Source organism: Streptomyces sp. NPDC048248, assembly GCF_043201875.1.
Taxonomy (GTDB): domain Bacteria; phylum Actinomycetota; class Actinomycetes; order Streptomycetales; family Streptomycetaceae; genus Streptomyces.
The window spans coordinates 255,210-272,513 of record NZ_JBICZL010000005.1 but is presented as its reverse complement, the minus strand read 5'-3'; the positions used below and the strand labels follow the sequence as shown (position 1 = coordinate 272,513).

The 17,304-nt window shown below is 70.4% G+C and carries 13 protein-coding genes and 2 tRNA genes; 4 read left to right on the top strand and 11 right to left on the bottom strand.

All coding sequences use genetic code 11. The features are described 5' to 3' along the window. Window positions 1-56 precede the first annotated feature (56 nt). Complete coding sequence (locus ACGFZW_RS12600) at window positions 57-818, top strand: DUF5324 family protein (protein WP_393893056.1); 762 nt, start codon at window positions 57-59, stop codon at window positions 816-818. Between the two features lie 541 nt (window positions 819-1,359). Next, entirely contained in the window at window positions 1,360-2,391 is a 1,032-nt protein-coding gene (locus tag ACGFZW_RS12595) for a hypothetical protein (protein ID WP_393893055.1), read from the top strand. A 160-nt stretch (window positions 2,392-2,551) separates the two neighbouring features. Here ACGFZW_RS12595 and ACGFZW_RS12590 read toward each other — a convergent pair. Then, window positions 2,552-2,624: transfer RNA gene (locus ACGFZW_RS12590), tRNA-Ala, on the bottom strand. Window positions 2,625-2,751: 127 nt separating this feature from the next. On the opposite strand from ACGFZW_RS12590, the gene ACGFZW_RS12585 reads away from it, so the two are divergent. Next, a complete protein-coding gene (locus tag ACGFZW_RS12585; RefSeq protein WP_393893054.1) occupies window positions 2,752-3,300 on the top strand; it encodes a helix-turn-helix domain-containing protein in 549 nt (182 codons plus the stop codon). Between the two features lie 50 nt (window positions 3,301-3,350). Then, window positions 3,351-4,670 carry a protein kinase gene (locus ACGFZW_RS12580; RefSeq protein ID WP_393893053.1) on the top strand — a complete coding sequence of 440 codons (1,320 nt, stop codon included), beginning with the start codon at window positions 3,351-3,353 and terminating at the stop codon, window positions 4,668-4,670. Between the two features lie 73 nt (window positions 4,671-4,743). Here ACGFZW_RS12580 and ACGFZW_RS12575 read toward each other — a convergent pair whose 3' ends face one another. The 10 genes from ACGFZW_RS12575 to gnd all read right to left on the bottom strand — a co-directional run bounded on the left by ACGFZW_RS12575 (window position 4,744) and on the right by gnd (window position 17,228). Beyond that, window positions 4,744-6,195: a hypothetical protein gene (locus ACGFZW_RS12575; RefSeq protein ID WP_393893052.1), complete on the bottom strand. Its 1,452-nt coding sequence runs from the start codon at window positions 6,193-6,195 to the stop codon at window positions 4,744-4,746. Beyond that, a complete protein-coding gene (locus ACGFZW_RS12570) occupies window positions 6,192-8,123 on the bottom strand; it encodes a VWA domain-containing protein (protein WP_393893051.1) in 1,932 nt (643 codons plus the stop codon). The genes ACGFZW_RS12575 and ACGFZW_RS12570 overlap by 4 nt, the downstream gene beginning before the upstream one ends. 246 nt (window positions 8,124-8,369) lie before the next feature. Then, entirely contained in the window at window positions 8,370-8,504 is a 135-nt protein-coding gene (locus tag ACGFZW_RS12565) for a DLW-39 family protein (RefSeq protein WP_003958712.1), read from the bottom strand. Window positions 8,505-8,693: 189 nt separating this feature from the next. Continuing rightward, window positions 8,694-8,767 (bottom strand) — tRNA-Ile (locus tag ACGFZW_RS12560). A gap of 88 nt (window positions 8,768-8,855) precedes the next feature. After that, window positions 8,856-9,521 (bottom strand): DUF3566 domain-containing protein, encoded by a 666-nt coding sequence (locus ACGFZW_RS12555; RefSeq protein ID WP_393893050.1) that lies wholly within the window; start codon window positions 9,519-9,521, stop codon window positions 8,856-8,858. Between the two features lie 14 nt (window positions 9,522-9,535). After that, on the bottom strand, window positions 9,536-12,154 hold the full coding sequence (gene gyrA, locus ACGFZW_RS12550) for a DNA gyrase subunit A (RefSeq protein ID WP_393893049.1): 2,619 nt from the start codon (window positions 12,152-12,154) through the stop codon (window positions 9,536-9,538). A gap of 50 nt (window positions 12,155-12,204) precedes the next feature. Continuing rightward, window positions 12,205-14,259, bottom strand: coding sequence for a DNA topoisomerase (ATP-hydrolyzing) subunit B (gene gyrB / locus ACGFZW_RS12545; RefSeq protein ID WP_393893048.1), 2,055 nt, complete (start codon window positions 14,257-14,259; stop codon window positions 12,205-12,207). Between the two features lie 310 nt (window positions 14,260-14,569). Beyond that, the gene (locus tag ACGFZW_RS12540; protein WP_393893277.1) at window positions 14,570-15,091 is read right to left on the bottom strand and encodes a DUF721 domain-containing protein; all 522 of its coding nucleotides are present in this window, start codon (window positions 15,089-15,091) and stop codon (window positions 14,570-14,572) included. Between the two features lie 41 nt (window positions 15,092-15,132). Beyond that, the gene (gene recF / locus ACGFZW_RS12535; RefSeq protein WP_393893047.1) at window positions 15,133-16,269 is read right to left on the bottom strand and encodes a DNA replication/repair protein RecF; all 1,137 of its coding nucleotides are present in this window, start codon (window positions 16,267-16,269) and stop codon (window positions 15,133-15,135) included. Between the two features lie 80 nt (window positions 16,270-16,349). After that, window positions 16,350-17,228 carry a phosphogluconate dehydrogenase (NAD(+)-dependent, decarboxylating) gene (gnd, locus tag ACGFZW_RS12530; protein ID WP_393893046.1) on the bottom strand — a complete coding sequence of 293 codons (879 nt, stop codon included), beginning with the start codon at window positions 17,226-17,228 and terminating at the stop codon, window positions 16,350-16,352. Window positions 17,229-17,304: the final 76 nt, after the last annotated feature.

The window sequence follows — 17,304 nt, the reverse complement described above, 5'->3', positions numbered from 1 at the left end:
AGACATGGGGGACCAACCCCCAAAGCCCCGGACACGCCACCGAGGAGGAGGATCCCGTGACCCGCAAGGACAGCGTGCGCGCCGCGACCGGTACGGCCAGGGACAGCGTGCGGCACGCCGCGGAGGTGGTGGCTCCGTATGCCGGTACGGCCAAGGACACCGCCGTGCACTTCGCTCATGAAGCCCGCACCCGCGTGGCCCCGAAGGTGGCCGAAGCCGCTCATGAGGCCCGCACCCGCGTGGCTCCGAAGGTGGCCGAGGCCGCTCAGCAGGCCCGGACCCAGTACGACGCCCATCTGCAGCCGCGCCTTGAGCACGCCCGGGGCGCGCTGCCTCCCAGGGTCGACGCCGCCGCCCACCGCGCCGCGCACCGCACCAAGGCTGCTGCGCGCCAGGCCGCCGACTACACAGGACCGCGTCTTGAGAACGCCGTGGTCACCGCCCGAGCCGCCGCCGAACCGGTACGCGACGAGGCGGTCACCCGTGGCACCGCGGCGCTCGCCGCGCTGCGCGGTGGGGTGACGGCCCGCGAGATCGAGAAGCTGGTCAAGAAGCACAATCGCCGTGCCCGCGCGGGCAAGTTGGCCAAGCGGCTCGCGGTGCTCGGCATCCTGGCGGGCGGCGCGGTCGCCGCCTGGAAGTGGTGGGACAAGCAGGCCAACCCCGACTGGCTGGTCGAGCCGCCGGCGCCCACCGAGGTCGGGGACCGGCGCCTCAACGCCGTCGATGGGAGCGAGGGCGCGTCCCTCGACCCCGAGGTGCAGGCGAAGCAGGCGGAGTCGGAGTCCGACGAGCGACGCCGCGGCAACACGGCCTGAGACAGGCCACCACCCTCATTGCACGGGCCGGGCCCGCCACCCCTTGATCGGGTGGCGGGCCCGGCCCTTGCCGTGGCGGACCGGGGCCTGGAGGCAGCCGGCCCGCCGGTGATCAGCGAGCGAAGGACGGCACCAGCGCCCCGTAGGGGGCACGTCACCGAAGTGCGCGGGTGATTCCTCGCGGTCGTGACGGCAGGGCCGGTGAGGCCCCTTCGAGCAGCTCCGGTGAGTGCCACCGCGACCTCGTGATCCAGCGACCGCCGACGGCGCGACGAGGCGAAGCACCACACCTTCGCCCCCCGGCGGGTTGCTGACGAACCGACACCATCCGCACCCCGCACGCCCGCTGTCGCCGTATCGGATTTCCCGGGTGTGGCGAAGCGCGACGCGCCCGGCGGTTCGGCGTGGCGTCCACCGGATGGCCTTTTCGAATGGCGCGTGCGGCCATGGGGGCAGTTGGCTGAGCATCAGCATGCTCAACGCTCGCTGAGTGTCAGCGCCTCCGGTGTTTGGCGCTCCCCCTCGTTCAGTGGAGTCCTCGATGTCCTCCGAACAAGCACTTCTCGGCCACGGCGACGCCGACCTGTCCTCGACAGACCCCGACGAGACCCGCCCGCCCGCTACCCCGGAAGCCGCATCCGTCCGCACGCTCGTGTGGGCGGCAGCCACCAACCGCCCCCTGGAGGAGGTCGCCGCCCTGGTAGCACTCCTCAAGCGCAACGGTGACGACTACCACTCCGCCGACGAGGCACTGCGCGTGGCTGCAGTCACCCGTCCGGTGAGCGAGGTGGCGCCGCTGGTCGCACTGCTCAACGATCCGCGCACATCGGAATCGTGCCACGAGGCGCTGCGCGCGGCGGCCATCGGCCGGTCGGTCGAAGAGGTCGCGGAACTGATCTCACTGTTCGGCCGCACCGACGACCACGGCGCGTCGGCGAAAAGCCGGAACGACGACCGGTCCTACCCCGGTGGCGACCCCGTGGCCGGCACCTGGGCCGTCCCTCTCCAGCCCGAGCCCGCTCCCCCCGACCCGGTCGACGCCGCACAGGCGTCCACCCAGAACCAGCGCGTGATGTGGGGCAGCACCACGCCCTATCCGAAGCATCCCCCGCGCGTGACCGCCCGGAGCGACGATCACTCCGAGGGCCACGGAGGCTCACCGTACCGACCGGACTACAACACCGGCGGAGTGCTGCGGTCCACGCTTCGCTGGCCGGCGGCCGTGGCCCTGGCCGCCTGCGGACTGAGCCACCTGCCGGTGGGCGGGCCGCCAGGACAGTCCGGGGGCGGCCTCGCGGTGACCATCGCCGTGGTCTACATGCTGCTGGCCGGCTGGCTCACGGCCCGGGACACGGCCCTGGCCTGGACGGCGAGCGCGAGCGCGGCCGTGGCCGTCATCATGCTCCACGCACTGTCGCGGGTCGGTCTCGTGGACCCGCTGCTGATCCTGGGTGATGCCACCGCCTGGCCGGAAATGCTGGCGGTGGGGCTCGCCGTGGCGAGTGCCGCGCTCTCCGCCGCCGCGCTGCTGTGGCGCCCCCGGCAGGTGGGTGTGTCCCCGGCACGCGCGTAACCCGCCGCGGTACATCGGCCGGTGAACTCCCCGGACCCGCCCTTTTGTCGTCCCACCCTCGGGCGCTCCGCGGAACCCCAGGGTCCCGCGAACCCCCGATCCCACGAAAAAAAGGCCCTCCGACCAGCGTTAACAGCTGGTCGGAGGGCCTTTTTGAAGGTGGAGCCTAGGGGAGTCGAACCCCTGACATCTGCCATGCAAAGACAGCGCTCTACCAACTGAGCTAAGGCCCCTTCGCGCACCAGGGTACCCGGTGCCCGACCGCTTTCCCGACCGGGTATCGCCGGGCCCGGTCGCTCTCCGTAGGATGCCTCGCGAGATTCGCGGCAGCGAAGCGCATCGGGGAGATGGGGAGACGGCATGGACGCAGCACAGCAGGAAGCCACCGCGCGGGCTCGGGAGCTGCAGCGCAGTTGGTACGGGGAGCCTCTGGGCGCGCTGTTCCGCCGTCTCATCGACGATCTCGGTCTCAATCAGGCGCGGCTCGCCTCCGTGCTCGGCCTGTCCGCCCCGATGCTGTCCCAGCTGATGAGCGGGCAGCGCGCGAAGATAGGCAACCCGGCCGTCGTGCAGCGCGTGCAGGCTCTGCAGGAACTGGCCGGACAGGTCGCCGACGGCAGTGCGAGCGCCGCCGAGGCCACCGACCGCATGGACGAGATCAAGAAGACGGCCGGCGGCTCGGTGCTGAACAACACCGCGCAGGCCACCTCGTCGACGGGCGCAACGACCGTGCGGCGTGTGGTGCGCGAGATCCAGTCGCTGCTGCGCTCGGTCTCGGACGCGGGGGACATCATCGATGCGGCGAACACCCTCGCCCCGACTCACCCCGAGCTGGCAGAGTTCCTCCGGGTCTACGGTGCCGGTCGCACCGCCGACGCGGTGGCCCACTACGAGGCGCACCAGGGATAGCGGGATGCTCCGCGGCGAAGTCGCGGGGCCAGGAAGGCGAACGGGGCGCAATGGGTGAGATCTTCGCCGCTCGGTACGAGCTGATCGATCCGATCGGTCGAGGCGGTGTGGGCGCGGTGTGGCGCGCCTGGGACCACCGGCGCCGCCGCTATGTCGCGGCCAAGGTGCTGCAGCAGAGCGACGCGCACACACTGCTGCGCTTCGTACGCGAACAGGCGCTGCGCATCGACCATCCGCATGTGCTGGCCCCGGCGAGCTGGGCCGCCGACGACGACAACGTCCTGTTCACCATGGACCTGGTCAACGGCGGATCGCTGGCGCATCTGATCGGTGACTACGGCCCGTTGCCGCCGCGGTTCGTGTGCACCCTGCTGGATCAGCTGCTGGCCGGTCTGACGGCGGTGCACGCGGAGGGCGTGGTGCACCGCGACATCAAGCCGGCGAACATCCTGCTGGAGGCCACCGGCACCGGCAGGCCGCATCTGCGGCTGTCCGACTTCGGCATCTCGATGCGCAAGGGCGAGCCCCGGCTCACCGAGACCAACTACGTGATGGGGACGCCCGGTTACTTCGCGCCCGAACAGATGCTGGGTGCCGAGCCGGACTTCCCCGCGGACCTCTTCGCGGTCGGCCTGGTCGCGCTCTACCTGATCACCGGCACCAAGCCGGACTCCGAGGCGCTGGTCAGACGGTTCGAGCAGCACGGCATCCCGCACGCGCCTGAGGGCGTTCCCGAGCCGCTGTGGCAGGTGCTGGCCTCGCTGCTGCACCCGGACCCCGACGCACGGTTCAAGACGGCCACCGGGGCGCGCAAGGCGATCCTGTCGGCTGTCGAGCTGCTGCCCGACGCGACGATCGAGGACGAGATCGTCGAGGTCTTCGACCACATAGGGCCGCTGCCGGCGGGCTTCGGCCCCGACGGCCCCCTGACGAGCGGGGGCGCCGACGCCGCCCAGGGCACCACGGCGGCCGGCCCGGCATCGATGTCCGATACCGGAAGCTTCCCGCTCGCCCCTCCGGAGCCGCGCTTCGCCGCGCCGCAGCAGCCGAACACCCCGCCCATACCGACGCCCGCCCCGGTGACGGGCGGCCACCCCGTCCCGTCACCACCTGCCACCCCGCCGCCGTCCCCGATCCCGGTGTACGAGCCCACGGCGGCCGCCCGGCCGGGGCAGTCGGCGACCCGCCCCTACACGGCCGGCCACCACTCGGTAGCCGGGCAGGCCCCGTTCGGCGCTCCTGCCCCCGCGGTGCGGGCCGTCGCCTCGCCGGCAAGGAGACCCGGACCGCCCCCGAAGGTCGCGGTCCCGGTGCTGATCGTCGCGTTGCTGTGCATCGCGGTGGGCGTCTGGGCCCTGATGGCGTCCTGAGCCGCAGGACGGCCCGTACGGGCCGCTCCGGCCGGTCGGGGGCGTAGCAGCCCCATCGGCCGCCCCTGCGCCGCTACCAGCCCCGCGGCGGCCCGAACTGCCCGTCCTGCGACGTCTGCCCGCCCGGCTGGTCCTGCGGCGTCCGCCCGCCCTGCCGGGGGAGCTGCTGCCCCGGCCAGGAACCGTCGGCCTGCACCTGCGGGCCGGCTCCGGAAAGCGCGGCGCTGCCGGCGTCCGGTGCACCCGATGCCGCGGCCCTGCGCCGCGCCACGACGGTCCAGGACGCCAGGCACGTGAGCAGCACGACGCCCACGCCGATCCCCGCGTAGGCCACCGTCCGCAGCGTGTCGCTCTTCGCCGCATCCTGCTCGCTCTGTCCCTTGTCGGCCATCTCCCGCTCCTCGGGCGTCACGGAGAAGTCGCCCGCCGGACCTGCATAGCCCGGCCCCGGCTTCGGCGTACCGCGCACGTCCACGCGGAGGGTGAGGTCGGCCCCCTTGGGGAAGAACTGCGCCGCGTCCGGGTGCAGGGTCACCTCCAGGTAGTACCAGCCCGCGAACCGCATCGCGCTGATCTCGTCGGTGGTGTGGAAGCGGTTGCCGTAGGCGACCGGCGCGGTGAATTCCTTCGCGACGGCGAGCTTGCCGTCGTACGGGACGAAGTTGTCGTCGCTGACCGCACCGCGCGCCGGGTTGTGGACGCCGAGCCCGAGCGCGTCGGGGACGTACTCGGTGGCCCCGGTCTTGGCGTTCGGCAGCTCGGCCCGCAGGTTGAGCTGCTGGCCCCAGTCGACCGGTACCCGGTAGAAGCGGGTCTCGCCGGGCAGGATCCGGTCCTTCCAGACGCCGGTGCCGACCGATCCGGCGTCGTTGAAGCCGGTTCCGCCCTTGGCCGTGCGCTTGCCGGAAGCCGTGGGCGGTGCGGGTGTGACGGTGGGCCAGCTGCCCTCGCCCGGCTGTCCCGGGGTGCTGCCCTTGAGCGCGGGCTCGCTGAGATAACCCACCTCGATCGGCCAGCTGTCGGGCCCGGAGGTGGCCGACCCCTCTCGGCTGATCACCAGGTAGTAGGGGCCGGCCTCCTGACACTGCGTCCGGTCGGTGCCGATGCGCCTGCTGGCGTAGTCGGCGATGGGGTAGGCCGTGTCGCCGCCGTGGAAGGTCGGGGTGGCGTCCGTGCTGCAGGTGTTGCCGCTGCTGTCCTGGACGCTGACGGTCAGGCGGTCGCCGGAGTCCTCGACCTTGGTGCCGGGCGCGGGCGCGGCGACCGCGGAGAAGTAGGCGCTGGACTTGGCGTCGAGGGTGACCGCGTAGTAGTTCGTCTCCCCGCGCCCGATGGCGTCGGTGTACAGGCCGGGCGTGATCTGGGGCGCGTCCGCGGCACTGGGGGTGCCCTCCGCGGCCTTGGCGTCCTCCGCCGGCCGGTAGGCGGGCGGCTCCGCGGCCGTGGCCACCGCCCCCGGCGTGAGCGCCACCACCGCGAGCGCCGCAAGCGCGGCGAGAACCCTGTGTGCCGTCCGCCCCGTCACCACGAGCCACCTCTCATCGGATCCCCGTTCCCACCGTCCGGATGCTGCTTCCTGCGGGCTCGCAGGAAGGCCACCGCCAGGCCCGCGAGCAACAGGGCTCCCACGCCGAAGGAAACCGCCGCCACGACCGGGCCCGCGGCCCATCCTGCCCGGCCGCCGGCACCGTCCGCCGCCGAGTCCCCGGTCCGGTCCGCGGCCGCCCCGGCCTTGGCCGCGGCCGCTCCGGCCTGCGGACCGGCCTTCGCCTTGCCGAGCACCGCGATACGCAGCACCACCCCGATCCGCGGGTTCTCGGCGATCTCCGCGGCCTTGGCGCCCAGCGTCACCGCGATGTAGAAGTCGCCCGTGCGGTGCACGGGAAGGGTGTTGGGGTGGCTCTCGTAGCGGTTGGTCCAGGCGACGGGCACCGTCCCCATGCTCAGCGACGCCAGCCGGCCGTTGTAGGGGACCTGCGGGCTGAACTCACCGGTGCCGCTGCCGACCGGGGTCCGCGACGGGGTGTAGACCTGGGTGCCCGCGTAGGAGGTGCCGGCGCTGTGGCCCTTGAGCGTGGGCTCGTTGGCGAACTCCACGTCGTAGCGCAGCTGCTGGCCCCACCCGACCGGGACCTTGTACCAAAGGGTCTGGGAGGGAAGGATCTTGTTGCGCCACACGCCCTGGGCGAGCGGGCGGGCGTCGTTGAAGCCGGTGCCACCGGTGACGTCCTCGGGCGCGGTGGTCGGCAGGGTGGCGTCCTTGCCGCCCGCGCCGAAATCCGGCTCCGACTGGGCGGGCGTGACGCCCTTCTTCAGCGGGGCCTCGATGTCGAAGGTCAGCTCCAGCGGCCAGCGTGTGGCGTCCGAGCCCTTGGCGGCCTTGCGCTCGACGACGAGCCAGTACCGCCCCGCCTTGTCGCAGCCGTTGGTGCCGCGCTCCGAGGGAATCCGGCTGACGCCCGAGGTGAGCGGCGTGGCGCCCTCCTGCTGGCCGAACATCTGCGAGGTGGAACCGCAGGCGCTGTCCGTGCCGTACGCGATCCTGGTGCGCAAGGTGTCGAGGGAGTCGACGGCCGCCCCGGGCTGCGGCACCACCGTTGCCGAGAAGTTGGCCGTCGAGGCGGCATCCAGATCGGTGGCGTAAAAGCGCTCTTCGTTGGGCCCGATGGTGTCGAGGTACTGCCCCGGGGCCAGGGTGGGCGCGCCGCCCGCCGTGGCGGTGCCACGGACCTTCTCCCCCTTGAAGCGGTAGCCGTCCGCGGAAAGTTGCCCCGCCCGCTGCAACTGTCGGGCGAGCGCAGCGGCGTCCGGGGCGTCGTAGTACCGCCCGTTGCCGGCCTTCGCGACGCACTCCAGCTGCCGACGTGCCGCGCCCGCCACCTGGAAGCCGATGGCGTCGATGTGCAGATCGACACCGGAAGCCGCCAGTTGGGCCGCGACCCGGCAGGGCGGCGGTGTCTTGCAGGTGTCCTCGCCGTCGGAGATCAGCAGGATCGTGCGCTTGCCGATCGCGCCGCCTGCGGCCTTGGGCAGGTCGGCTGCGGCCTTGCGCAGCGACAACCCGATGGGGGTGTCACCTTTGGGGGTCACCCCCGCGACCGCCCGCTTCATGCCTGCCCGGTCGAGGGGCGAGACGGGCTGCGCGAGACGGGTGTCGTCGCAACCTTGGGGCTTGTCGGCGCCGTAGACCCGCAGTCCGGTCGGGTAGCCGTCGGGGAGCGCGTCGACGACCGTGCCGACGGCCTTGCGGGCGGCGGCGATCCGGGTGCTTCCGGAGCCGTCCTTTTCGGCCATCGAACCGGACGAGTCCAGCACCATCACCATGCCGGTGCCGTCGGCGGCCGGCGCCGAGGTCGCTGCCGGTACGGCCGCCGCCTGGAGCGGTGCCGCGGCGAGGGCCAGCAGCAGCCCGCCGAGCAACGCCACCGCCCCCCTGCGTGGTCGTCGTGCCATGTCCCCTTGTCCCCCTTGGTCCCACATGTCACATCACACACATATGAACTTTGCTACTGCAACCTAATGGTGTGCTATAGCAAATTCAAGAGTGGGGCCATTACGGTCCTGCAACGGCCGAATCCCCACGGCCACCGGCCACCCCCGCGGCACCACGGGCCCCGCGCCCTCCCCGCCCCGGACGCACGAAACCCCGGTCACCTAGGGGCAACCGGGGTTCGTACGCAATGTGCTGCGCGTTGGGTCTCACACACCCGAACCTGCGGGCACGGAGTCGGTCGCCTCCGTCCACAGATCCTGCTCGGCGCGATCCGCCTGGATCTGGCGGTACACGAGGAGCCCGCCGATGGCGGCCAGTGCGACCAGGAGAAGCTTCTTCACCGCGCGACCTCGTCTTTCGTTGACGTAGGGGACCTATGGGGGCCGATGATACACACCGACCGATACCGATCGGTTATCTAGCCCGCACCCGGCAACCGCCCCGCGAAGGGCCCGGCGCGCACCCAACTCGCGGCCCGGCACAACGAATCGGCCCGGCCGGAGAGATCTCCGGCCGGGCCGATTGTGCAGTGCGGCTACCAGGACTTGAACCTGGGGCCTCTTCCTTATCAGGGAAGCGCTCTAACCGTCTGAGCTATAGCCGCGCGTTCGCTGCACCGAAAGATTAGCGCACTTCAGAGGCGTTCCCAAAATCGGTTCCCGCAGCGCTCGGAACGGGCTCCCATCAGGGTCTCACTCGTCCTCGGCGAGGGTGAGCTCCACTCCGCCGACGAAGCCAGCGGAGAGGTTGTAGATGAAGGCGCCGAGTGTGGCCAGCGCCGTCGCCAGCACCACGTCGATCGCCGAGATGATCCCCGTGAACAGCAGCACCCGCGGCAGCGAGAGGAACGACTGCAGATCGAAGCCGCCCCCGTCCCCGGAGCCGGTCGCCTCGCTGAGCGTCCCGCCGACGGTGGAGAAGACGCCCATCGCGTCCATCACCATCCACAGCACCGAGACGGCCACGACCGTGCAGATGCCCAACGCGATGGAGAGCAGGAAGCTGACCTTCATCACCGACCAGGGATCGGCACGGGCCACCCGCAGGCGGGCCTTGCGGGTGCGCGGCGTCGTACGTGCCCCGGTGCGCGGCAGACGCACCGACTGCCCGCCGGCCTTGCCTCCGCCCGTGCTGTACGCCTGGGGCGGCTGGTACGGCTGCTGACCGCCCTGAGCCTGCGGTTGCGGCTGCGGCTGGCGCGTATCGGTCACGGTTCCCCCCTCGTAGGAGCCCTCGTCCCGGGGGCCGCCGGATGCGGCGGAGCCACGGGCGCTGTTGTCCTTCACGGTCGCGGGTCCGGACGGGGAGGCCTTGCTGTCTCCCGGTCCACCCGCCGCAGCGCCCGTGGCTCCACTCACGACTACTCCTCGTGCTACTCCGCCGCGGGCTGCTCGCCCTCGGCTGCGGGCTCGGTTCCCTCGGCCGCGTCGGTCTCGTCGGGCTCGATCCCGTCGACCTCTTCGGCCTCACGACCGGCCTCGGCGTTCCGTGCGATGCCGACCACGGCATCTCGCTTGCCCAGGTTGATCAGTTGGACGCCCATGGTGTCACGCCCGGTCTCACGCACCTCGTTGACCCGCGTACGGATCACTCCACCGCTCAGCGTGATCGCGAGGATCTCGTCGGTCGCCTCGACGACCAGCGCGCCGACCAGCGAGCCCCGGTCCTCCACGATCTTGGCGGCCTTGATGCCCAGGCCACCGCGGCCCTGGACGCGGTACTCGTCGACCGGGGTGCGCTTGGCGTAGCCACCGTCGGTGGCGGTGAAGACGAACGTACCGGCTCGGACCACGTTCATCGAGAGCAGTTCGTCGCCCTCGCGGAAGCTCATGCCCTTCACACCGGACGTCGCACGTCCCATCGGGCGCAGCGCCTCATCGGTGGCCGTGAAGCGGATCGACTGCGCCTTCTTGCTGATCAGCAGCAGATCGTCGTCCTCCGACACCAGCTCGGCGCCGATCAGCTCGTCGTCCGTGCCGTCCTCCTGCTCGCGCAGGTTGATCGCGATCACACCGCCGGAGCGCGGCGAGTCGTAGTCCTTCAGCGGCGTCTTCTTCACCAGGCCGGCCTTGGTGGCGAGCACCAGATACGGCACGGCCTCGTAGTCCCGGATCGCCAGGATCTGCGCGATCTGCTCGTCCGGCTGAAACGCCAGGAGGTTGGCGACGTGCTGACCGCGCGCGTCCCGCCCGGCGTCCGGGAGCTCGTACGCCTTCGCGCGGTAGACCCGGCCCTTGTTCGTGAAGAACAGCAGCCAGTGGTGGGTGGTGGAGACGAAGAAGTGGTCGACGATGTCGTCTTCCTTCAGCTTCGTGCCCCGTACGCCCTTGCCGCCGCGCTTCTGCGAGCGGTAGTCGTCGGTCTTCGTCCGCTTCACATAGCCGCCACGGGAGATCGTGACGACGATGTCCTCCTCGGCGATCAGGTCCTCGATGGACATGTCGCCCTCGAAGGGCACCAGCTTGCTGCGCCGGTCGTCGCCGAACTTCTCGACGATCGCGGCGAGTTCCTCGCTGATGATCTGCCGCTGGCGCTCCGGGGAGGCCAGGATGGCGTTGTACTCGTTGATCTTCCGCTGCAGCTCGTCGTGCTCGGAGGTGATCTTCTGGCGCTCCAGGGCGGCCAGCCGGCGCAGCTGCATCTCCAGGATGGCGTTGGCCTGGATCTCGTCGATCTCCAGCAGGCCCATCAGGCCCTCGCGCGCCACCTCGACCGTGTCACTGCGCCGGATCAGCGCGATGACCTCGTCGATGGCGTCCAGCGCCTTGAGCAGACCGCGCAGGATGTGGGCCCGCTCCTCGGCCTTGCGCAGCCGGAACTTCGTCCGCCGGACGATGACCTCGACCTGGTGGTTGACCCAGTTGCGGATGAACGCGTCCAGGGACAGCGTGCGCGGCACGCCGTCGACCAGGGCGAGCATGTTCGCGCCGAAGTTCGTCTGCAGATCGGTGTGCTTGTAGAGGTTGTTGAGGACGACCTTGGCGACCGCGTCCCGCTTGAGCACGATGACCAGGCGCTGGCCCGTCCGCGAGGACGTCTCGTCGCGGACGTCGGCGATGCCACCGATCTTGCCGTCCTTGACCAGGTCGGCGATCTTCTGCGCGAGGTTGTCCGGGTTGGTCTGGTACGGCAGCTCCGTCACCACCAGGCACTGGCGGTTCTGGATCTCCTCGACCGCCACCACCGCGCGCATCGTGATCGAGCCACGGCCGGTGCGGTACGCCTCCTCGATGCCCTTGCGGCCCACGACGAGCGCGCCGGTGGGGAAGTCGGGGCCCTTGATGCGCTCCATGAGCGCGTCGAGCAGCTCTTCGTTGGAGGCGTCCGGGTGCTCGAGCGCCCACTGCGCGCCGGCCGCGACCTCGCGCAGGTTGTGCGGCGGGATGTTCGTGGCCATGCCGACCGCGATGCCGGCCGAGCCGTTGATGAGCAGGTTGGGGAAGCGCGCCGGCAGAACCGTCGGCTCCTGGTTACGGCCGTCGTAGTTGTCCTGGAAGTCGACGGTCTCCTCGTCGATGTCCCGGAGCATCTCCATGGCCAGCTGCTTCATCTTGCACTCGGTGTACCGCATGGCCGCGGCCGGGTCGTTGCCCGGAGAACCGAAGTTGCCGTTGGAGTCCACCAGCGGCATGCGCATCGACCACGGCTGGGCCAGGCGCACCAGGGCGTCGTAGATCGAGGAGTCGCCGTGCGGGTGGTACGTACCCATGACGTCACCGACGACGCGGGCGCACTTGTAGAAGCCCTTCTCGGGGCGGTAGCCGCCGTCGTACATCGCGTAGAGCACGCGGCGGTGCACCGGCTTGAGGCCGTCCCGCACGTCGGGAAGCGCACGCGAGACGATGACGGACATCGCGTAGTCGAGGTAGGAGCGCTGCATCTCCGTTTCGAGCCCGACGGGCTCGACGCGCATACCCACGCCTTCGATGGCGGCGGGGGCGCCCTCGGCGGTCACGCCGTCAGGGGTCACAGGAGTGTTCTCGTCGGCCATGCTGGTTCAAAGTCCTTTCGAGCTGCGGCTGTTGTACGGGCCGACAGGGCTCAGATGTCGAGGAAGCGGACGTCCTTGGCGTTGCGCTGGATGAAGGAGCGCCGTGCTTCGACGTCCTCACCCATCAGCACCGAGAACAGGTCGTCCGCGCGGGCCGCGTCATCCAGCGAGACCTGGCCGAGGACACGGTGGTCGGTGTCCATGGTCGTGATGCGCAGCTCCTCGGCGTTCATCTCACCGAGACCCTTGAACCGCTGGACCGAGTCGTCCTTGATCCGCTTGCCGGCCTGCTTGCCCATCTCGATGAGTGCGTCCCGCTCCGGGTCGGAGTAGGCGTACTCGAAGTCGTCGCGGCCCCACTTGATCTTGTAGAGCGGCGGGCGGGAGAGGTAGACGTGCCCGGCCTCGACCAGCGGCCGCATGAAGCGGAAGAGGAAGGTGAGCAGCAGGGTGTTGATGTGCTGACCGTCGACGTCGGCGTCCGCCATCAGGATGATCTTGTGATAGCGGAGCTTCTCGATGTCGAAGTCCTCGTGGACCCCGGTGCCGAACGCCGAGATCAGCGCCTGGACCTCGTTGTTCTGCAGGATCTTGTCGACCCGCGCCTTCTCGACGTTGAGGATCTTGCCTCGGATCGGAAGGATCGCCTGGTACTGCGGGTTACGGCCGGACTTGGCCGAGCCGCCGGCGGAGTCACCCTCGACGATGAAGATCTCGCACATCGTCGGGTCGTTGGACTGGCAGTCGCTCAGCTTGCCCGGCAGCGACGCCGTCTCCAGCAGCCCCTTGCGGCGGGTCAGATCGCGCGCCTTACGGGCCGCGACCCGGGCCGTCGCCGCCTGGATCCCCTTGCGGATGATGTCCGCGGCCTCGTTGGGGTTGCGGTCGAGCCAGTCCGTGAGGTGCTCGTGGACGATCTTCTGCACGAAGGTCTTGGCCTCGGTGTTGCCGAGCTTCGTCTTCGTCTGGCCCTCGAACTGCGGCTCGCCGAGCTTGATGGAGATGATCGCCGTCAGACCCTCGCGGATGTCCTCACCGGTGAGGTTGTCGTCCTTCTCGCGCAGCAGCCGCTTGTCGCGCGCGTAACGGTTGATCAGACCCGTCAGCGCCGCGCGGAAGCCCTCTTCGTGCGTACCGCCCTCGTGCGTGTGGATGGTATTCGCGAAGCTGTAGACACCCTCGCTGTACTGGGTGTTCCACTGCATCGCGATCTCGACCGAGAGCAGCCGCTCCTTGTCCTCGGCCTCCACGTCGATGACCGTGGGGTGCACCAGCTCACCCTTGCGGGAGTTCAGGTACTTCACGAAGTCGACGATGCCGCCCTCGTAGTGGTAGCGCACCGAGAGCGGCTTGCCCTCCTCGTCCACGTGGTCCGCGCGCTCGTCCGTCAGCGCGATCGTCAGACCCTTGTTGAGGAACGCCATCTCCTGAAAGCGCCGGGACAGCGTCTCGAAGCTGTACTCGGTGGTCTCGAAGATGTCGCCGTCGGCCCAGAACGTCACCGAGGTGCCGGTCTCGTCCGTCGCCTCCTGCTTGGCGAGCGGCGCCGTCGGCACACCGAGCTTGTACTCCTGTGTCCAGCGGTACCCGTCCGTGCGGACCTCGACCGCCACCCGCTGCGACAGCGCGTTCACGACGGATACACCCACGCCGTGCAGACCACCGGAGACCGCGTAGCCGCCGCCGCCGAACTTGCCGCCGGCGTGCAGCACCGTCATCACGACCTCGACGGCCGGCTTGTTCTCCGACGGCACGATGCCGACCGGGATGCCGCGGCCGTTGTCGACGACGCGGACGCCGCCGTCGGCCAGGATCGTCACGTCGATCGTGTCGGCGTGGCCGGCCATCGCCTCGTCGACGGAGTTGTCGACGACCTCCTGCACGAGGTGGTGCAGACCGCGCTCGCCCGTCGAGCCGATGTACATGCCGGGGCGCTTGCGAACCGCGTCCAGGCCTTCGAGGACAGTGATCGCGCTGGCGTCATACGACTTCTCCACCGAGGAGTCGCCCATGACACCGGCAGGAACCTCCTCTTCTGTGGAAGCCGTGTTGTTCTCGTTGAGGTCGCCGGAGTCGGCCACGAAGCGCCCTTTCTGGCACAGCACGAGCCCTTCCGCGCCTGCGGGGGAGACCCAAGGGAAGACAGGCGGGAGCGGCTACGTCGTTCGACATGTTCCGCGAGTGGGCGGGATTGCCCCCAGTCTACCGGTAGCGCCGACATCCATGGGGGTTTGCAGGCACCTGAGTCGTCATGTGCCGCCCTGAACTGACGTCCGCCGACTCCCCATATTCGAGAAGGGGCCCCAGGACGCTCACGCGGGCACTCAGCGCTTCGGACTGTCAACCTCCGACTACGGTGAGCGGGGTCTCACCCGACACTCCCGTGGACAACGGTGATCAGGTCTCTCCCACGGCTCAGCCGTAGGTGTCCCCCGGGCCCTTGCTGCCGGGTGCGCGCAGCGGGCCGTAGCGCCGTGCGGGGCCGCCGGGGCCCAGTACCTTGATCAGTTTGACGGTGCCCTGCCCGAGGTCCTGGTTCAGCCGCGCCACGAGCTGCGGCGCCAGCAGCCGCAGCTGCGTCGCCCACGCCGTGGAGTCGCACTGCACGGTCAGCACCCGGGCGTCCTCGTCGTACTTCTGCGGCTCGCAGTGCTGCGCCACCTCGGGGCCCACCATCTGCGGCCAGCGCCCCATCACACCGCCGACCGCCGCCGGGGTCTCCCAGCCGCGCTCGGTGATCAACCGGTTGATCGCCGCCCCCAGCGGCAGCGGATCCCGACCGTCGGCGCGCGCACCGGAGCGCAGCCCGCCACGTCTGGCCTGCTTCTTCTGCTGCGCGGCGGCGCCCCGCGCCCGCGCCTGCTCCTTGGCCGCCACCAGCGCCTGGCGGGCCAGATCCACCCCGGACAACTCCGGCGGCTTGGGCTGCTCGGGCACCGCGGCACCCGGCTCCCCGCGCTCCGGCAGCTCCTCGCCGCTCACCGGGCCACCCGCGTCGCGGTGCCGTCGGCGACGGCGAACCGCGCACCGGCCAGCACCCCCGGCACGTCGTCGTCCACCGCCGCGGTCACCAGCACCTGCTCGCCGGGCGCCACCAGCTCCGCGAGCCGCTCGCGGCGACGCGCGTCCAGCTCAGCGAAGACGTCGTCGAGCACCAGCACCGGCTCGTTGCCCTCCGAGCTCAGCAGGTCGTACGACGCCAGCCGCAGCGCCAGCGCGTACGACCAGGACTCGCCATGGCTGGCGTATCCCTTCGCCGGCAGCTCCCCCAGCTTCAGCACCAGGTCGTCGCGGTGCGGGCCGACCAGCGTCACGCCCCGCTCGATCTCGTTCTTGCGGGCCTCGCCGAGCGCCGCCAGGAGCACGCCGTACAGCTCCTCGCGGGTCGTCGCGGCGGCCATCGACTCGCCCGCCGACCCGCGGTACTCCAGCGCCAGCGGCCCGCCACCGGGTGCCAACTGCTCGTACGCCTTGTCCGCCAGCGGCCGCAACGCGGCGATCAGGTCCAGCCGCTGCGCCAGCAGCTCCGCGCCAGCCCGTGCGAGGTGCTGGTCCCACACGTCCAGCGTCGACAGATCCATCTGCCGTCCGCCGTGCCGTCTGGCCAGCGCCGCCGTCTTGAGCAGGGTGTTGCGCTGCTTGAGCACCCGGTCGTAGTCCGAGCGCACGCCGGCCATCCGCGGGGAGCGCGCGGTGATCAGCTCGTCCAGGAACCGCCGGCGCTCACCCGGATCGCCCTTGACCAGCGCCAGATCCTCCGGCGCGAACAGCACCGTCCGGACGATTCCCAGCACATCGCGCGGCCTGACCTGCGAGGAGCGGTTGATCCTGGCGCGGTTCGCCTTGCCCGGATTGAGTTCGAGCTCCACCAGCTGCTGCCGTTCGCCCTGGACGACGGCAGCCCGGATGATCGCCCGCTCGGCGCCCATCCGCACCAGAGGCGCGTCGGAGGAGACGCGATGGCTGCCGAGCGACGCGAGATAGCCGACGGCCTCGACCAGATTGGTCTTGCCCTGGCCGTTGGGGCCCACGAACGCCGTGACGCCCGGGTCGAGCGGGACCTCGACCCGGGCGTACGAGCGGAAGTCGGCGAGCGACAGATGCGCTACGTGCATGGCTACCCGCCGACCTCCCGCGGCTGCTGAACTGCCTTGTACTGCTTGCTTCGTACTGCTCTGCTGCGTGGAACGCGCTGCTACTTCTTGTTCTCGACCGCGTGGCCGCCGAACTGGTTGCGCAGCGCGGCGATCATCTTCATCTGCGGGGAGTCGTCCTGACGGGACGCGAAGCGGGCGAAGAGCGAGGCGGTGATCGCCGGCAGCGGGACGGCGTTGTCGATCGCGGCCTCGACCGTCCAGCGGCCCTCACCGGAGTCGGCGGCGAACCCGCGCAGCTTCTCCAGGTGCTCGTCGTCGTCCAGCGCGTTGACGGCGAGGTCGAGCAGCCAGGAGCGGATGACCGTGCCCTCCTGCCAGGAGCGGAAGACCTCGCGCACGTCCGTGACGGAGTCGACCTTCTCCAGCAGCTCCCAGCCCTCGGCGTAAGCCTGCATCATCGCGTACTCGATGCCGTTGTGGACCATCTTCGCGAAGTGGCCCGCGCCGACCTTGCCCGCGTGAACCGAGCCGAACTCGCCCTCGGGCTTGAGGGCGTCGAAGATCGGCTGCACCTTGGCGACGTCGTCCGTGTCGCCGCCGTACATCAGCGCGTAGCCGTTCTCCAGGCCCCAGACACCGCCGGAGACACCGCAGTCGACGAAGCCGATGCCCTTGGCCTTGAGCTCCTCGGCGTGCTTCTCGTCGTCGGTCCAGCGGGAGTTGCCGCCGTCCACGACGATGTCGCCCGGCGAGAGCAGCTCTGCCAGCTCGTCGACCGTCGCCTGGGTGGCGGCACCGGCCGGCACCATGACCCAGACCACTCGCGGACCCTTGAGCTTTTCCACAAGCTCCTGAAGGCTGTCCACATCGGCCAGGTCCGGGTTGCGGTCGTATCCGATGACGGTGTGGCCTGCGCGGCGGATGCGCTCGCGCATATTGCCGCCCATCTTGCCGAGACCGACGAGACCGAGCTCCATCAAAGACCCTCTTTGCACGTAGTCGTTGCTGTTCGTACCCGGTCCGAGCCTACGCCCGCAGGTGCGTGCACACCTG